15 protein-coding genes are annotated in these 16,500 nt (G+C 28.7%); 7 read left to right on the top strand and 8 right to left on the bottom strand.

Going from position 1 to position 16,500, the window contains the following annotated elements:
- Positions 1-205: 205 nt before the first annotated feature.
- Both typA and Q0731_RS12715 read right to left on the bottom strand, forming a co-directional pair.
- The gene (typA, locus tag Q0731_RS12720; RefSeq protein ID WP_299064689.1) at positions 206-1,978 is read right to left on the bottom strand and encodes a translational GTPase TypA; all 1,773 of its coding nucleotides are present in this window, start codon (positions 1,976-1,978) and stop codon (positions 206-208) included.
- Positions 1,979-2,453: 475 nt separating this feature from the next.
- Entirely contained in the window at positions 2,454-2,750 is a 297-nt protein-coding gene (locus Q0731_RS12715; RefSeq protein ID WP_299064688.1) for an LETM1 domain-containing protein, read from the bottom strand.
- Between the two features lie 163 nt (positions 2,751-2,913).
- On the opposite strand from Q0731_RS12715, the gene aroB reads away from it, so the two are divergent.
- Positions 2,914-3,972 (top strand): 3-dehydroquinate synthase, encoded by a 1,059-nt coding sequence (aroB, locus tag Q0731_RS12710; protein WP_299064687.1) that lies wholly within the window; start codon positions 2,914-2,916, stop codon positions 3,970-3,972.
- A 99-nt stretch (positions 3,973-4,071) separates the two neighbouring features.
- On the opposite strand, the gene Q0731_RS12705 is transcribed toward aroB, so the two are convergent.
- Complete coding sequence (locus Q0731_RS12705; RefSeq protein ID WP_299064685.1) at positions 4,072-6,585, bottom strand: outer membrane beta-barrel family protein; 2,514 nt, start codon at positions 6,583-6,585, stop codon at positions 4,072-4,074.
- A 390-nt stretch (positions 6,586-6,975) separates the two neighbouring features.
- Here Q0731_RS12705 and Q0731_RS12700 point away from each other — a divergent pair, with 390 nt between their 5' ends.
- A complete protein-coding gene (locus tag Q0731_RS12700; protein WP_299064683.1) occupies positions 6,976-7,272 on the top strand; it encodes a putative quinol monooxygenase in 297 nt (98 codons plus the stop codon).
- A 90-nt stretch (positions 7,273-7,362) separates the two neighbouring features.
- Here Q0731_RS12700 and Q0731_RS12695 read toward each other — a convergent pair whose 3' ends face one another.
- Positions 7,363-7,815, bottom strand: coding sequence for a cold-shock protein (locus Q0731_RS12695; protein WP_299064681.1), 453 nt, complete (start codon positions 7,813-7,815; stop codon positions 7,363-7,365).
- A gap of 245 nt (positions 7,816-8,060) precedes the next feature.
- Here Q0731_RS12695 and Q0731_RS12690 point away from each other — a divergent pair, with 245 nt between their 5' ends.
- The 5 genes from Q0731_RS12690 to Q0731_RS12670 all read left to right on the top strand — a co-directional run bounded on the left by Q0731_RS12690 (position 8,061) and on the right by Q0731_RS12670 (position 13,614).
- Positions 8,061-8,732 (top strand): TetR/AcrR family transcriptional regulator, encoded by a 672-nt coding sequence (locus tag Q0731_RS12690; RefSeq protein ID WP_299064680.1) that lies wholly within the window; start codon positions 8,061-8,063, stop codon positions 8,730-8,732.
- A gap of 5 nt (positions 8,733-8,737) precedes the next feature.
- Complete coding sequence (locus tag Q0731_RS12685; protein WP_299064679.1) at positions 8,738-10,402, top strand: ATP-binding cassette domain-containing protein; 1,665 nt, start codon at positions 8,738-8,740, stop codon at positions 10,400-10,402.
- Between the two features lie 7 nt (positions 10,403-10,409).
- The gene (locus Q0731_RS12680; protein WP_299064678.1) at positions 10,410-11,771 is read left to right on the top strand and encodes a biotin/lipoyl-binding protein; all 1,362 of its coding nucleotides are present in this window, start codon (positions 10,410-10,412) and stop codon (positions 11,769-11,771) included.
- Between the two features lie 77 nt (positions 11,772-11,848).
- A complete protein-coding gene (locus tag Q0731_RS12675; protein ID WP_299064677.1) occupies positions 11,849-13,249 on the top strand; it encodes a TolC family protein in 1,401 nt (466 codons plus the stop codon).
- Between the two features lie 149 nt (positions 13,250-13,398).
- A complete protein-coding gene (locus Q0731_RS12670) occupies positions 13,399-13,614 on the top strand; it encodes an SdpI family protein (RefSeq protein ID WP_299064675.1) in 216 nt (71 codons plus the stop codon).
- 86 nt (positions 13,615-13,700) lie between these two features.
- Here Q0731_RS12670 and Q0731_RS12665 read toward each other — a convergent pair whose 3' ends face one another.
- From Q0731_RS12665 to Q0731_RS12650, 4 genes are all read right to left on the bottom strand, one after another.
- A complete protein-coding gene (locus tag Q0731_RS12665; RefSeq protein WP_299064674.1) occupies positions 13,701-14,165 on the bottom strand; it encodes a MaoC family dehydratase in 465 nt (154 codons plus the stop codon).
- Positions 14,165-14,791 (bottom strand): trimeric intracellular cation channel family protein, encoded by a 627-nt coding sequence (locus Q0731_RS12660; protein WP_299064673.1) that lies wholly within the window; start codon positions 14,789-14,791, stop codon positions 14,165-14,167. The genes Q0731_RS12665 and Q0731_RS12660 overlap by 1 nt, the downstream gene beginning before the upstream one ends.
- Before the next feature lie 43 nt (positions 14,792-14,834).
- Entirely contained in the window at positions 14,835-15,956 is a 1,122-nt protein-coding gene (locus Q0731_RS12655) for a DEAD/DEAH box helicase (protein ID WP_299064671.1), read from the bottom strand.
- Between the two features lie 141 nt (positions 15,957-16,097).
- Positions 16,098-16,493, bottom strand: a complete 396-nt coding sequence (locus tag Q0731_RS12650) for a thioesterase family protein (RefSeq protein ID WP_299064669.1) — start codon at positions 16,491-16,493, stop codon at positions 16,098-16,100.
- Between the last annotated feature and the right edge of the window lie 7 nt (positions 16,494-16,500).

Genomic DNA, 16,500 nt, shown 5'->3' with positions numbered 1-16,500 from the left:
TCGTATTTTAGACATAGACAAATGATAGAAAACCCCGTTTTTTGAGTGTAGAGCTCGTTTTCGGGGTTTTGTTTTATATAAAATACAACTTATTTAATTGATAAACAAGTATTTATATACTTATGAAAGTGCCTATTTAAATATTTATGAATGAGATTTCTCCTATCGTCAAAACGACAAAGTTGGAGAAATTCTGAATATAAAATTACGCTTTAAAAACAATTTTACGCATTCTTAAGCTTTCAGGAGTTACTTCTAAATACTCATCTGCTTTAATGTATTCCATGTTTTCTTCTAAAGAAAAATCTACTTTTGGAGCAATTTTCATAGCATCATCTGTACCAGATTTACGCATATTTGTTAATTGCTTTCCTTTGATTAAGTTTACAGCCATATCGTCTGATTTAGAGTTTTCTCCAATAACCTGACCAACATAGATTTCTTGGTTAATATCAATAAAGAAAACACCTCTATCTTGCAAACGATTTAATGCATAAGCAGTTGCTTTACCAGCAGCAGAAGAAACAATTGCACCTTTTACTTCTTCAGTAAAATCTCCTTTATAAGGACCATATTCACTAAATCTATGGTTAATAATTGCTGTACCACCAGTTGCTGTTAATATTTTATTTCTTAAACCAATTAAACCTCTTGAAGGAATAGAAAATTCTAAGTGCTGTAAATCTCCTTTAGGTTCCATTACCAACATATCTCCTTTTCTTAAAGAAACTAAGTTAATAGCTTTAGAAGCCATCTCTTCTGGTACATCAATAGACAATGTTTCCATTGGCTCGTGCTTTTTACCATCAATTTCTTTAATAATTACTTGTGGACGACCAACTTGTAATTCATAGCCTTCTCTACGCATTGTTTCAATTAAAACAGATAAGTGTAAAACTCCACGTCCAAAAACGTTAAATTTATCTTCACTATCTGTAGTTTCAACTTTTAATGCTAAGTTTTTTTCTAATTCTTTAAATAAACGATCTCTTAAGTGACGAGATGTTACAAATTTACCTTCTTTACCAAAGAAAGGCGAGTTGTTAATTGTAAACAACATACTCATTGTAGGTTGGTCAATTTCTGTTCTTGGCAATGCTTCTGGTGCTTCTAAATCTGCAACAGTATCTCCAATTTCAAATCCTTCTAAACCAGTAATTGCACAAATATCTCCACAAGGAACTTTATCTACTTGTACTTTACCCATTCCTTCAAAAACATGTAATTCTTTAATTCTAACTTTTTTAGTAGAACCATCAGCTTTACATAAGCTATAATCTTTACCAACTTCTAAATCGCCTCTAAACACACGCCCAATTGCAATTCTTCCTGTAAATTTAGAAAAATCTAAAGAAGTAATTTGCATTTGTGGTGTTCCTTCGTTGTATTTTGTTTCTGGTATAGATTCTAAAACAGCATCTAATAAAGGCACAATGTCTTCTGTTTGATTTTTCCAATCTGTAGACATCCAGTTGTTCTTTGCAGAACCATAAATTGTTGTAAAATCTAATTGCTCTTCAGTTGCTTCTAAAGCAAACATTAAATCAAACACTTTTTCGTGAACGATATCTGGAGTACAGTTTTCTTTATCTACTTTATTTACAACAACAATAGGTGTTAATCCTAACTCTAAAGCCTTACCTAATACAAAACGAGTTTGAGGCATTGGCCCTTCAAAAGCATCTACTAATAATAAAACACCATCAGCCATTTTTAATACACGCTCTACTTCTCCACCAAAATCGGCGTGACCAGGAGTATCAATTACGTTAATTTTTGTGTTTTTATAGTTTACAGAAACGTTTTTAGAAAGAATCGTAATTCCTCTTTCACGCTCTAAGTCGTTATTATCTAACAATAAATCTGTACGTTCTTTACGTTCGTCTAAGATTTTAGCTTGATCTATAATTTTGTCTACTAACGTTGTTTTTCCGTGATCGACATGGGCTATAATAGCGATGTTTCTAATTGGTTGCATTTGTGTATTCTTAAATTTCGTGCAAAAGTAGTGGTTTCTGTGTTAATTATAAGATTTTGAACTAATTATTTTTAGTACAAATAAATTTTGAACTTGTTCTTTTACCAATTTAACTTTATAATGTTGGCTTTCAATTAAAAATATGAATATCATTCTGATCTTTACATAGAATGGTTAAACTTTTATAAGAAAGGCTTCGACAAGCTCAGACTTACAAAACGTTGTTGCAATTATTATAGGTTAAATAAAATATAGTGACCTTAAAATACCTAAATTGTTATTAAAAGCTGTATGGTTGTTTTATGCTACTATTTTATACTTTGAACAAATAATACTTTTATTTAAGAATAATAGTAGTTCGCAAAAATATGCGTTAGTGATTGGCGTGGAAATCCTTTTTTGTTTTTTTCAAAAAAGATTGTAGCAAAAGCACGACCTTAATCCTGAATGCTTTCAGGATAAGGAAACGCCCAAATTATTTTTTATCTTTAGGAATATCATCTTGAAAAGCAGAAGGTAAAATATCTGGAATTAGTTTGATTAATAAGGGTAATAATAATGCACCTCCAGGTAGTAAAAAAACTGCTAAAGCAGGAATTGCCTTACAAATATCTAACAATTGAACTCTAATTTTTTCTTTTTCTTCTTCGGATAAATTGGAGTGTGTTGCCTTTTTTATTAATGAAACCGCTTCTTTACTCTGTCTTAATTCTAAATCTAGTCTAAGCTTATTTCTATGAAGTAAGGTTTTTATTTCTTCTAGGCTTGTCATTATATAATGATGCTTTTTTACTGATATTTATACTTTAAATAACTCTAAATCTTAATTTATAAAATGAAATATCAATAAAAAGTTATTCAACAAAACAAATATAGCTATTGAATGGTAATAATTGAATAATTTCTTTTTAATTTGCACTCTTAATCAATTACAAATGAAATCTATTCAAGCAGTAACGTATCCTGTTCTTTTTCAAGACAAAGCGTATCAAAAACTCTCTAAATTAGTAGAAGTAAACAACTACTCTACCCTATTTATTATGGTTGATGAGAATACTTTTGAACATTGTTACCCTAAGTTTATTCGAAATTTAGCGACTGATAAACGTATTGAGTTGATAGAAATTGAATCTGGAGAAATCAACAAAAATATAGAAACTTGTATTGGTGTTTGGAATGCGATTACTGAATTAGGTGGCGATCGTAAAAGTTTACTAATTACTTTAGGTGGTGGAGTTATTACTGATTTAGGTGGTTTTGTGGCTTCTTGTTTTAAACGTGGAATTGATTTTGTAAACATACCAACCACACTTTTATCTATGGTTGATGCTTCTGTTGGAGGAAAAACAGGTGTTGATTTAGGCGTTTTAAAAAACCAAATTGGATTGTTTGCAAACCCAGAAATGGTGATTGTTGATACAGATTATTTAACAACAGTTACTGAAAGAGAGATTAAATCTGGTACTGCAGAGATTATTAAATATGGGGTTACTTATGATGTAAACCTTTTTAACGAAATAAAAAACAATAAAAATTTAGATATTAAAGATTTAATATTTAGATCTATAGAAATAAAAAACGAAGTTGTTTTACAAGATCCTAAAGAACAAAATTTACGTAAAATTCTAAATTTTGGTCATACTTTAGGGCATGCTATTGAGTCTTTTTACTTAGAATCTGAAGACAAAGAAAACTTAACACATGGTGAAGCTATTGCTATTGGAATGGTGTGTGAATGTTTTATGTCTGCTAAATTATTAGGGTTCCCTATTGAAAAAGTAAACGAAGTTAAAGAGGTGGTTTTGAATATTTATGATAAAATAACTCTTTTAAAAGATGATTTTTCTGCAATTATGGAGTTACTTAAACATGATAAGAAAAACATAAACGGACAAGTAAATTTTGTTTTATTGAATGATTATGAAAATCATCAAATAGATTGTAAAGTGCCAGAAGAACTGATTGTAGAAAGTATGGAGTTTTATAATTCTTAGTTTTTTTGAACTAAGAAAGAAATAAAAAAGAGATAATTCAAAAAGCCCTTTTAATTTTAAAAATTAAAAGGGCTTTATTATGAGTATTAGAAATAGAACTTAAAACTCACGTTTCCCAAACTCACTTTCAATAAATTTCGATTTATTTTTAGCGGCATTAAAAGTATAAGATAGGTTTAAAGTAACCACATCTACTTCATAGACATAGTTTGTAGTAGTAAAAAACTGATCTGGTCTTGAGGTTGTTATTCGCTGTTCATTGGTTTTAAGTAACCCCATATCCATATTTTGCCATTGTAAAGTAGCTGTTAATTTATCGTCCAAAAACTTTTTTCTGAACGTTAAATTCGGAGAATAAAAACGAGAATCTTCTCCCATTGCTGTATTTCTATCAGACAAATAATTAAATGTAAATTGTAAAGAAGCGTTTTGCCAAAAACTATAGGTAGTGTTTAAATTGAAAGAATAAATAGTAGCTTCAGAATCAATTGCATAACTTCTTTCTACACCATCTCTGTGTCTAAAATTTAAAACACCATCAATTGCATAATTGTACACATTTACACCTAAAGAGTTTGTCCAGTTTTCTGTTGGTTTAACTGTTGCTCCAAGTTCTAAACCAATAGAATTACTTTTACCAACATTAGAGTATACTCTGTTAATAATACTGTCTATTACTGCCCCGTTTTGTTGATAAGCCAATGTATTTACACGATTAATTACGTTATCTACATGTCTAAAATAGGCTGTTGCATAGACAGAATTTCCTCTATTTAATTTTTTAGTAACACCTAATTCTACCAAATCAATAAATTCTGGCTCTAAAGTGTTGTCTCCTTGTTCAAAAACTTCAGAATGTTCACGTTCTGCAAAACTATTCATTTTAAAAGTGGTAGTTCTTTCCACTCTTTTACTATAGGCTGTTTTAATGTTTGTTTTATCATCAATTTTATATTGTAAAGAGGCAGAAGGAAATAACTTTACAAAATCGTAATTGTATACATTTTCTGTAGTTTCACTTTGCAAAGCTTCTTTATACACTCTGTCCATAGCTTCTAAACGAACTCCTGCATTGTAATCCCATTTGCTTTTAGAGCCAGATAACTGTGCATAACCTGCATGAATTTTTCTGGTTAAACTAACATCACTTGAAAATTCATCAACTTGATTACCATCTCTTTCATAAACAAACTTCCCTGTATGATCTAAATCTCTATATTGATAACCTGTTTCTAAAGTTCCGAAAGAAAAAGGTTTAAATTGATAATCTAAGTTAAAACGTGTACCATATAAAGGATTGTCATTGGTATTAAATTCTCTTTGATATACAATACTATTATCTGGATGTCCTAAATTATCATTTTCTGTTGGACCACCTAAAAAAGTATATTCATATAAAATAGAAGCAGAAACTTTTGATTCATTATCAAACTTATGAGCATAATCAAAACTTCCTAAGGCAAAATCTCCCTTTCTTACTCTTAAATTATGATTAAAATACGTAAAATCATACAAATTATTATCGCTATTTATTGGATAAATAGCAGAATTACTATACACAATATCTGCCAAACGTTCTTTGGTACGTTTTCCTGCAAAAAGACCTAATGAATAGGTATCTTTTTTATTAGGAGTATAATCTATGTTAAAACGACCATTATAGGTTATTTCATCAAAACTACGCTCTCCATCAGAAGGTAAAAAGGTCGTTTTATTTTCTGGAGTATTTACAATAAACATATCTCCTTCTCTTCTACCCGATATATCATTTCTTTGATAACTAGCTCCTGCAGAAATATTCCAATTGTTTGTTCTTTTATTTATAGTAGCATCAATTCCATATCTTCCAGCAGGAACTTGGGTATCATAATCTTCTATAGAAGGAAATCCTCCACGAATATTTACTTGAGCAAAAGTGCCATTAATTGCCCCTTTTTTGGTGATAATATTTAAAATCCCACCTTTTCCTTCTGGATCATATTTTGCTGATGGAGCAGTAATTAACTCCACACTTTGCAAAGCATTTGCTGGTAATTGTGCTAAAATAGTACCTACATTACCTTGAGTTGGTTTTCCGTTTACTAAAACAGCAAAACCCTTACTACCTCTCACACTAATTTCTCCTAAACCATCTAAAGTTACAGAAGGTAAATTTCTAATTACATCTACTGCATTCCCCCCAACTGTATTTTGGTATTTTTTGGTATCAAAAACTTGTCTGTCTATTTTATGTACAACTGTATTACTTTCTGATTTTACAACAACTTCACTTAATTGACTTCCAGAACCTAAAGTTAACTTTATAAGTCCTAAATCTTTACGCTCACCTTTTCTATTGATAACAATTGAATTTATGGTTTTTAATTGATAGCCTAGAAATGATGCTTCTATATAATAGTTACCTGGTTTAACATTGTCTATAATAAATTGACCACTACCATTTGTAACAACACCAGTTGCTAATACTTTATTGCTTGTTTTGTACAAAGCTACAGATGCATATTCTAAAGGATAACTATCTTCTGCATCCACTATTTTACCTGTTATTTGAGCATTTATAAATTGACAAACAACTAAAAATAATAGTAAAATAGACTGTTTTTTAAAATTCATTGTATTAATTTCTTTAAAATTTTAAGAGTTCAAAAATACTTTAATAATTATATTTAATAGCATTACATTAAAAAAAATAGATAAAAACAAACTTGGTGATAAATGTTGTTATCTAATAAGATTAATAATAATTTATACCTATAAATTTAATGAATTCACGTAATTAATATTTTTTCAAAATCAGTTTATAAATACTCAACTTTTAAAGTTGCTATTTAATAGCACTATCTTATAATTATGTATGATCAATCTTTACTGTTATTGTGAGGTTTGATTACTATAATTACTTTTGCAGTAAAGAGTATTTTCTTAAAAGGAATATAATTTTTGTAGAAAAACACAAACTACATCAACAATTAAAAAAACACAAATTAAATAACTCAAAAAAATATGGATAACCAAAAATTAACAATTATAGCAAGAATTTTAGCAAAACCCGATAAAAGGGAATTGGTAAAAAAAGAGTTATTAAAACTAATTGATACTACAAGAGCAGAAAAAGGGTGTATTAATTATGATTTGCACCAAGACAATGAAAATAAAAATTTATTTTTATTCTTTGAAAACTGGGAAAGTAGAGCTTTATGGCAAACTCACATGAATAATAAGCACTTAGCTGAGTATGTAAAAGCTACAGAAGGAGCTGTTGAAGAGTTTCTGTTAAATGAAATGACTCAAATTGAATAACAATTAAAAAAGTTTCTAATAAAAAGAATCAAATTATAGCAAAAAAAATCCTTCTAACTAGAAGGATTTTTTTATAGGGTAAAAAAGTTGTTATATTTTAGTAACTTTTACAGCATTCATACCACGCATTCCTCTTTCTAATTCAAAAGAAACTTTGTCGTTTTCTGCTATTTGATCTATCAAACCACTAACGTGTGTAAAATATTTTTCGTTATTTTCTGTATCAATAATAAAACCAAAACCTTTAGAAGTATCAAAGAAAGATACTTTTCCTTTTCTTACAGGATCTTCTTCTGGTAAATCTTCTTTTTTAGTTACAGAAATTTGAATATCTTCTAATTCGTATTCTACTTTTAACTCTGGATCTGGTGGTGTATCTGTTAAATTTCCATTATGATCTACATATGCAAACTGAATTCCAGAGGTTCCATTTTCTTCCTTTTCCGCTTTTCTAGCCTCCATTTTCTTTTGCTTGTCCAAACGTTTTTTTAAACGTTTCTTTTCTTTTTCACTTTTACTAAAGGTTTGTTGCGATTTTGCCATTAAAAATATAAGAGTTTTTTAAATTAATATTTCTGATAAGAAGAAATACCTAACTGAAAATTCAAAATTAAACTAACGCTAACTAGTGTATTGAGTGGAGTGTATTCTGTCTTATGCTGCAAAGATACAAATTATTCAGGAAATATTATTATTTCTATTACTGTAGATGTTAAAAAAATCAAAAAAACTAAAAACCACTAGTATTTGATAGTAATACTATTATATTTGCAACAAATTCAATTAATATGAAAAATTTATTGTCTGCTTTAAAAATATCAGTCCCAGATAAAATATTTATAAAAGACCCTGAGACCTCAGAATTAGGAAAACGAATAGTAGAAAATAGTATTATACTAATAAATGACATTGGGTTTGAAAGTTTTACTTTTAAAAAACTAGGAACTCGAATTTGTTCTAATGAAAGTTCTATTTACAGGTATTTTGAAAGCAAACACAAATTACTATTATATTTATCTTCTTGGTATTGGGCTTGGTTAGAATATCAATTAGTACTAGAAACATATAGTATAACTGATGCAGATGAGAAACTAGCAAAAGCAGTATTAATAGTAACCAGAATGGTAAAAGAAGACAGTAACTTTACGCACATAAATGAAGTACTTTTATACAAAATTATTGTTAATGAAAGTTCTAAGTCTTTTTTAACAAAAGAAGTTGATATTGAAAATAAAGAAGGTTATTTTGAAGTATATAAAAGAATCATTGCAAGAATTGGTGAAATGATTTCTGCTGTAAATAGTGACTATCCTTTTGCTTTAAGTTTAGCAAGTACCATAATTGAAGGAGGTTTACACCAACATTATTTAAAAGAGCATTTTCCATCTATTTCTAATTACGAATCTGGCAAAACCCCAACAAATTTTTTCGTTCAATTAATTAAAAGTACAATAAAGTAATTATTATGGAAAATAAAGAATTAACACCTTGGCTTCGTTTTGTAAGAGCGTTAGAAATTGAAAGAAAAGATATTATTCAAGTTTTATATTACTCCGTTTTTGGAGGTGCAATCTCCCTAACATTACCTCTTGGTATTCAGGCAATTATTAATCTTATACAGGGTGCACAAGTATCTACTTCTTGGATTATTTTAGTAATATTTGTTACTATTGGAGTTATTTTTTCTGGTGGATTGCAACTAATGCAATTAAGAATTGTGGAAACTATACAACAACGTATTTTTACAAGAGCTGCCTTTGAACTTTGTTTTCGATTTCCAAAGATAAAAATGACAGAATTAAGAAACTTTTATCCACCAGAATTGGCAAATCGTTTTTTTGATACACTAACTTTTCAAAAAGGATTATCAAAAATTTTAATTGATGTTCCTACTGCTATTTTACAAATTATTTTTGCCTTAATTTTATTATCCTTTTATCATCCATTCTTTATAATTTTTGGCGTCTTTTTGCTATTATTAATATACATCGTTTTTAAATTTACAATCCAAAAAGGTCTACAAACCAGCTTATTAGAATCTAAAATAAAATATAAAGTTGCACACTGGATACAAGAAGTTGCCAGAGCAATTGTAAGCTTTAAACTCTCTGGAAAAACGGATTTGGCAATGACCAAAAACGATTATTTAGTTGATAAATATTTACAAGCAAGAGAAAATCACTTTAAAATATTGATTTTGCAATTTACACAAATGATTGGTTTTAAAGTTATTGTTACTGCTAGTTTACTGTTAATTGGAGGTATTTTAGTTTTAAACCAACAAATGAATATTGGGCAATTTGTAGCCGCAGAAATTGTAATTTTATTAGTAATAACTTCTGTAGAAAAACTAATTGTTGGTTTAGAATCTTTTTATGACGTGTTAACATCCATAGAAAAAATTGGGCAAGTTGTAGATAAAGAGTTAGAATCTCAAGTGGGTGAAAGTCCTACTTTTAAAGACGGACTTTCTCTTGAGTTAGAAAAGGTTTCTTACCGAGTAGAAAATAGATATTTACCAATCATAAAAAATCTTTCCTTAAAAATAGAACCCAATAGTAGAATATTAATTACAGGTGAGAGTGGCTCTGGAAAATCGAGCTTATTAAGATTAATTGCAGGAATTATTCAGCCAGATGATGGTAATATTTATATTAATAATTTATCTTTAAAAAGCTTATATTTAAATCATTACAGATCTCAACTAGGTTTGTCTTTATCAGAAGAAACACCTTTTGAAGGAAACTTAAGAGAAAACCTTATTTTTAGTAATGACAAGTCTAAAGACGAATTAATTTTTAATGTTTTAAAATCTATCGGATTGTCTCAGTTTTTAAGAGAGCAAGTAAATGGTTTAGATACTGATTTGTATCCTGAAGGCAAACAAATGTCTTATACAATTACTAAAAAAATTATATTAGCAAGAGCAATTATTAAAGAACCTAAACTTTTAATTCTAGAAGATCCCTTAGATCAATTTAACTTAGATGAATCAGAAAAAATAATAGATTATTTAACAGATAAAGCCAGACCTTGGGCACTTGTTGTTGTTAGTAATAAAAAAAGCTGGAGAACAAAATGTAGTAAAATAGTTACTTTAGAGGAAGGTAAAATTAAGAATATAAATTAGAAATAGCATGTTAAATATATCTAAAAACGAATTTCAAAATAAAATCGATATTACTAAATATGCTTCTGGCAAAAGAGTTTTTAATATCGAGTATTATAAATATTTTAATAATTTTTTGAAAGTTTTTGCAATCACGCTTGTAATTGCACTGTTTTTACCTTGGACACAAAATATTACAGGAAATGGCTTAGTAACTACTTTAACTCCAGGTCAAAGGCCACAAACCATACAATCTCCAATTCCTGGTAGAATTGAGCAATGGTATGTTAGAGAAGGAGATTATATAAAAAAAGGGGATACTATTTTAAGAATTTCTGAAGTAAAAAGTGAATATTTTGACGATCAGTTGATTGAAAGAACTAACGATCAAATTAGTGCAAAAACTTCTTCTGTAAATGCTTATCAATTTACAGTAAATGCTTTGGGTAGCCGAATTATTGCATTAAAACAAGATCGTGTCTTAAAATTAGAGATTGCACGAAATAAACTTTTACAATCGAAATTAAAAGTACAAAGTGATAGTATAAAATTTGAAGCAGCCAAAACGAATCTTAGAATTGCAGAAAGGCAATTTAATCGAACAGAAATGTTAGAAAACGAAGGCATTATGGCACTTAAAGATGTAGAAGAAAAACGTTTAAAACTACAAGAAACACAAGCTAAATTAATAGAGCAAGAAAATAATTTACTCGCTGCAAAAAACAATATTTTAAATGCAAAAGCAGAAATATCTAGAGTAAATGCTACTTATGCAGATAAAATATCAAAAGCACAAAGTGACCAATTTAAAGCAGAATCTAGTGGTTTAAATGCACAAGTAGAAGTATCCAAACTAGAAAACTCTAACAGTAATTATAGAATTAGAAATAGCCTGCTGTTTGTAACTGCTCCACAAAATGGTTATATCAATAAAGCTTTAAAAGGTGGTTTAGGAGAAACATTTAAAGAGGGTGAACAATTGGTTAGCATTATGCCTGCGCAAATAGATTTAGCTGTAGAAACTTATGTAAGACCTATAGATTTACCTTTGATACATTTTAATGAAAAAGTACGTGTAGAGTTTGATGGTTGGCCTGCAATTGTTTTTAGTGGTTGGCCCAATGTTTCTTATGGTACTTATGGTGCAAAAGTTGTTGCCATAGAAAGATTTATTAGTGATAATGGAAAATACCGAATTTTACTTTCTCCTGATGAAACAGATCATGAATGGCCTTCAGAAATTAGAGCTGGTTCTGGTGCTAGAACTATTGCTTTGCTAGAAGATGTGCCAATTTGGTTTGAACTTTGGAGACAATTAAATAGCTTCCCTCCTAACTATTACCAGCCACAAAATAATGGAAAGAAAGGTGAAAAAGAAGCAAAAAAATAGAAGTTTCAAAGGCAATGTCTATAAAACATTTAAATACTGTTTGTGTTTAAAAACCTGATTTGAGATACTAATTAATTATGAAAAAATATATTTTATTAATGTTTTTGGTAATGATTACCAATCTTTATGCTCAAGATAACATTACCTCTGTAATGACTTTATCTGAATATTTAGGATATGTAAAAAACTACCATCCAATTGTAAAACAAGCAAATTTAGTAATCAATGCCAGTGAAGCTAAATTATTAAAAGCAAGAGGTGCTTTTGACCCTAAAATTGAGGTTGATTTTGATAAAAAAGAGTTTAAAGAAAAAGAATATTACAATCAATTAAATGGTGCTTTTAAAATACCAACTTGGTATGGTTTAGAGTTTAAAGGAAATTTTGAACAAAACGACGGACTTTTTCTAAACCCAGAAAACAATGTACCTTTAGATGGTTTATATAGTGCAGGTGTTTCTGCATCATTATTAAAAGGTTTTTTAATGAACAAAAGAATGGCTTCTTTAAAACAAGCAAAATTCTTTTTAAACCAAACCCAAGAAGACCAACAAATTCTTGTAAACCAAATTTTATACGATGCCTCTTTATCTTATTTTAATTGGTTAAAAACATTTAATGAAAAAAAAGTATTTGAAGCATTTTTAAAAAATGCAGAGGTACGTTTTAAAGCTACAAAGCGTGCCTTTGTACAAGGAGAAAAACCAGCAATAGATACTACAGAAGCAATCATTACATTAAATAGCAGAAAATTAAGTTTAGAAAAAGCACGTATTAAACTGGTAAAATCTTCTCTAGAATTATCTAACTTTTTATGGCTGAATGATAATACACCTGTAGAATTACAAGAATCTATTATACCTGATGTTGATACCTTTAATTCTATAGATGCAACTTTTAATATTGCGTTGTTTAATAATGAAAATTTTGATATTGATAATCATCCAAAAATAAGATCTTTAGAATTTAAAATAAAAAGTTTAGATGTTGATAGAAGATTAAAAAGAAACAACTTGCTACCTCAATTAGATGTTCAATATAATTTTTTAACTGAAAACGCCAATCAACTAAACACACTAAATCAGCAAAATTACAAAGGCGGAATCAACTTTAAAGTACCCCTTTTTTTAAGAAAAGAAAGAGGAGATTTAAAATTAGCTAAAATTAAGTTACAAGACGTAGCATTAGAAAATGAAGTTGCAAGGGTTACTATTAAAAATAAAGTAAATGCCATACAACAAGAATTAACTTCTTATAGAACACAAAACGATTTAACAGTAACTATTGTTAGAGATTATGAAACTCTTTTAAAAGCAGAAGATCGTAAGTTTTTTCTGGGAGAAAGTTCTTTATTTTTAGTAAATTATAGAGAAGTAAAACTAATAGATTCTAAATTAAAGGCCATCGATCTAGAAAATAATTTCTTTAAAACTAAGGCAAAATTATTTAAAGCAGCTGTAATTTCTATTACTGAATAATTATACTTTTCAATATGCTTAATTTTCAAAATCCTTTTTTTATAATTTTAGCATTATGTGGTTTGATGTTTGTTGTTTTTGGATACATTCTTTTAAAATATCCTCCAAAATCAATCAATGGCTTCTATGGGTATTGAACTCCAAAATCAATGAAAAACCAAGAAACTTGGGATTTTGCTCAAATATATAGTTCAAAAAAAATGATTACTTATGGTTTTAGTATGGCTATTTGCTCTTTACTTGGGTTGTTGAATCTTATACCTATTTCTTTGTTTTATATGTTTGTAAGCCTTTCAATTCTTTTAATAGTTTGTATATTAATGATTGTAGAAGTAGAAATGGAATTGAAAAAAAGATTCTACTGAAAGAAATAAAATCACTTTAATTTTTGCTAATAAGATTGATTTATAAATTGTAGTTAAGAATTAAATCAAAATTTAATATTGAAGTACTACTCAAAAAATGCAGCAATAAACTCTGCTACACAAGCTGGTTTTTCTTGTCCTTTAATTTCTATAGTACAATTAAAAGTGACCTTAATTCCGTTATTTGCAATTTCTTCAATCTCTTTTACAACAGCATGCATTCTTAATTGACTGTTTACAGGCACAGCATTTGGAAAACGGACTTTATTCAATCCGTAATTCAGTCCCAATTTTACACTTTTTATCGAAAAAGAAGCTTCTAATAGTTTAGAAATCAAGGCAACAGACATAAAACCATGAGCAATTGTACTTTTAAAAGGAGACTCCTGCTCTGCCCTTTTTTCATCAACATGAATCCATTGTTTATCTAAAGTAGCATTTGCAAAATCGTTGATCATTTGTTGGGTAACTGTGTACCAATTTCCAACAGGTAATTGTTGCCCTTTTGCTATTTTAAAATCTTCGAAATTTGTAAATTCTAATGGCTTCATTATTTAGTTTTAGTAAATAAATCATTTTTAATTTTTGGTAATTCTAAATTAAACCTCACAGCAATTACTCTAATCAAAACAATTACAGAAGCAGAAATTATAAAAACAATATTTTCTGGAATGTTAAAAAGATTCAAAATTAAATACGAAACTCCACCAGCTAAACAAGCAGATGCATAAATTTCTTTCTGAAAAATTAAAGGAATCTGATTTGTTAAAACATCACGTAAAACACCACCAAAAACTGCAGAAATCATTCCCATAATTAAGGCAATAATTGGATGTAAATTAAATGATAATCCTTTTTCTAAACCTAATAATGTAAAAACACCAATACCAACAGTATCAAACAAAAACATGGTTTTACTTAAGTGTGCAATTTTACTTTTAAATAAAAAAGTAAAAACCACTGCAATAATAATTGTATATAAATAATTGAGGTCTTCAATCCAAATTATTGGGTGTGCATTGATTAAAATATCACGTAACATTCCTCCTCCAACTGAAGTTACAAATGCTATAATGAGCACACCAAAAACATCAAAATTTTTATCAGAAGCTACTAAAGCACCACTAATTGCAAAAGCAAAAGTACCCAATATTCCTATTACATAAATAAAATCCATTTACACTAAATTTAAGTACTTCATAAAATGTTTATGATGATTTTTAAACAGTAACTTCAGAAAATTTAATATTCAATTCTTTCTGAATTTCATGAATTCTTGTAATTTCTGATGGCAAAATAAAGGCAATAGAAACACCCGTTTTACCTGCTCTTGCAGTTCTACCACTTCTATGTGTGTAGTATTCTAATTGTTCTGGCAATTGATGATGAATTACAAATTCTAACCCACTAACATCAATTCCACGTGCAGAAACATCAGTAGAAACCAAATATTGTAAATTCTCTTTCTTAAAAGCACGCATAACTTTATCACGTTCTTTTTGTTGCATATCTCCTTCTAATGCACCTGCAGAAAAACCTTCTTCAATTAAAAAAGTGGCTAAATTTTGAGCTCCTGCTTTTGTTCTACAAAAAATAATTCCTCTTTGATCTTGTCGTTTTTCTAAAAAAGAAACAATATCAAGTGCTTTTTCTTTTAAAGTAGTTTTTGCAAAATGATGACGAATATTAGCATTTACCAAAGAGCTTCTATTAATTTCAACTCTTGGTGCATTAGCATCCATATAGGTTTTTACAATCCTTTTTATTTCTTCTGGCATAGTTGCAGAAAACAACCATGTTTTTCTATCAGATTTAGTTGTAAATTTTAAAATTCTATTTAAATCTTGTTTAAAACCCATACTTAGCATTTCATCAGCTTCATCTAAAACAACTGTTTTTACATGACTGATGTCTATGCTGCCTCTTTCAATTAAATCGATCAACCTTCCTGGAGTTGCCACAACAATATGTGTTGTTCTCTTTAAATTGTTCATTTGTCTGTCAATTTTTTCTCCACCAAAAACAGCTTCTACAAAAATTTTATTCTCACTAAACTTAGTAAACTTAAATAATTGCTTTTTAATTTGCTGCACCAATTCTCTTGTTGGCGATAAAATTAACGCTTGTATATTGTCTGATTTCACATCAATATGTTTTAAAACAGGCAAACCAAAAGCAGCTGTTTTACCAGTACCAGTTTGAGCCAAACCAATAAAATCTGTTGCAGCACCTAATAAAATAGGAATTGCTTTTTCTTGAATTTCTGAAGGTGTAGAAATTCCTAATTCTTTAATTGCTTGTATATATTCTTTGGTAATACCTAAGGAAGAAAAAGTTGACATTTTTATCTAAATTTTGTGCAAAGATAATTTATAGACAGTAATTACACGAATTTGCACGAATTAAAAAAAAGACCCTAATTATTATATTACATTTTAAAAATTAAGAAAGGAAATTTAGTATTTTGGTAAGATCGTAAAAAATCATTTTTCAGTTTGTAAAACTTTTAATACATTTTCTCTAATTCTTGCTGGCTTGTAGGTTTGTGAATCTAACATTGCCCAAATTGTTTTAGCTTTTACCAGTAAAACATCGTCTTTATAAAACTCCATAAAACGTACAGAAGTGATGCCTCTAGTCTCTCCAACCCAAGTTTTTACTGTTATTTCATCTCCTAAAACTGCCTGTTTTAAATAATCAATTTCATGCCTCATTACCACCCAAACATATTGTGGCAAAGGATTATCTTTAGTCAAATATGCCCAATGAGTAGTTGCTATTTTATCCATCCATTTTACATAAACCAAATTATTTACGTGTTGTAAAGTGTCTATTTCTTCGGATGAAACTGTGATTGTTAATGTAAAAACGTTTTTCAAATGTATC

This window comes from uncultured Polaribacter sp., assembly GCF_947497695.1.
Lineage (GTDB): Bacteria > Bacteroidota > Bacteroidia > Flavobacteriales > Flavobacteriaceae > Polaribacter.
This window is presented reverse-complemented; position numbering and strand designations above follow the sequence as displayed.

What these genes read in the sequence shown, in the direction of transcription:
- Q0731_RS12655 (WP_299064671.1), bottom strand. Translation starts at nt 15,956, where the DNA reads ATGTCAACTTTTTCTTCCTTAGGTATTACCAAAGAATATATACAAGCA.
- Q0731_RS12670 (WP_299064675.1), top strand. Translation starts at nt 13,399, where the DNA reads ATGAAAAACCAAGAAACTTGGGATTTTGCTCAAATATATAGTTCAAAA.
- Q0731_RS12700 (WP_299064683.1), top strand. Translation starts at nt 6,976, where the DNA reads ATGGATAACCAAAAATTAACAATTATAGCAAGAATTTTAGCAAAACCC.
- Q0731_RS12660 (WP_299064673.1), bottom strand. Translation starts at nt 14,791, where the DNA reads ATGGATTTTATTTATGTAATAGGAATATTGGGTACTTTTGCTTTTGCA.
- aroB (WP_299064687.1), top strand. Translation starts at nt 2,914, where the DNA reads ATGAAATCTATTCAAGCAGTAACGTATCCTGTTCTTTTTCAAGACAAA.
- Q0731_RS12675 (WP_299064677.1), top strand. Translation starts at nt 11,849, where the DNA reads ATGAAAAAATATATTTTATTAATGTTTTTGGTAATGATTACCAATCTT.
- Q0731_RS12715 (WP_299064688.1), bottom strand. Translation starts at nt 2,750, where the DNA reads ATGACAAGCCTAGAAGAAATAAAAACCTTACTTCATAGAAATAAGCTT.
- Q0731_RS12705 (WP_299064685.1), bottom strand. Translation starts at nt 6,585, where the DNA reads ATGAATTTTAAAAAACAGTCTATTTTACTATTATTTTTAGTTGTTTGT.
- Q0731_RS12690 (WP_299064680.1), top strand. Translation starts at nt 8,061, where the DNA reads ATGAAAAATTTATTGTCTGCTTTAAAAATATCAGTCCCAGATAAAATA.
- typA (WP_299064689.1), bottom strand. Translation starts at nt 1,978, where the DNA reads ATGCAACCAATTAGAAACATCGCTATTATAGCCCATGTCGATCACGGA.
- Q0731_RS12665 (WP_299064674.1), bottom strand. Translation starts at nt 14,165, where the DNA reads ATGAAGCCATTAGAATTTACAAATTTCGAAGATTTTAAAATAGCAAAA.
- Q0731_RS12685 (WP_299064679.1), top strand. Translation starts at nt 8,738, where the DNA reads ATGGAAAATAAAGAATTAACACCTTGGCTTCGTTTTGTAAGAGCGTTA.
- Q0731_RS12695 (WP_299064681.1), bottom strand. Translation starts at nt 7,815, where the DNA reads ATGGCAAAATCGCAACAAACCTTTAGTAAAAGTGAAAAAGAAAAGAAA.
- Q0731_RS12680 (WP_299064678.1), top strand. Translation starts at nt 10,410, where the DNA reads ATGTTAAATATATCTAAAAACGAATTTCAAAATAAAATCGATATTACT.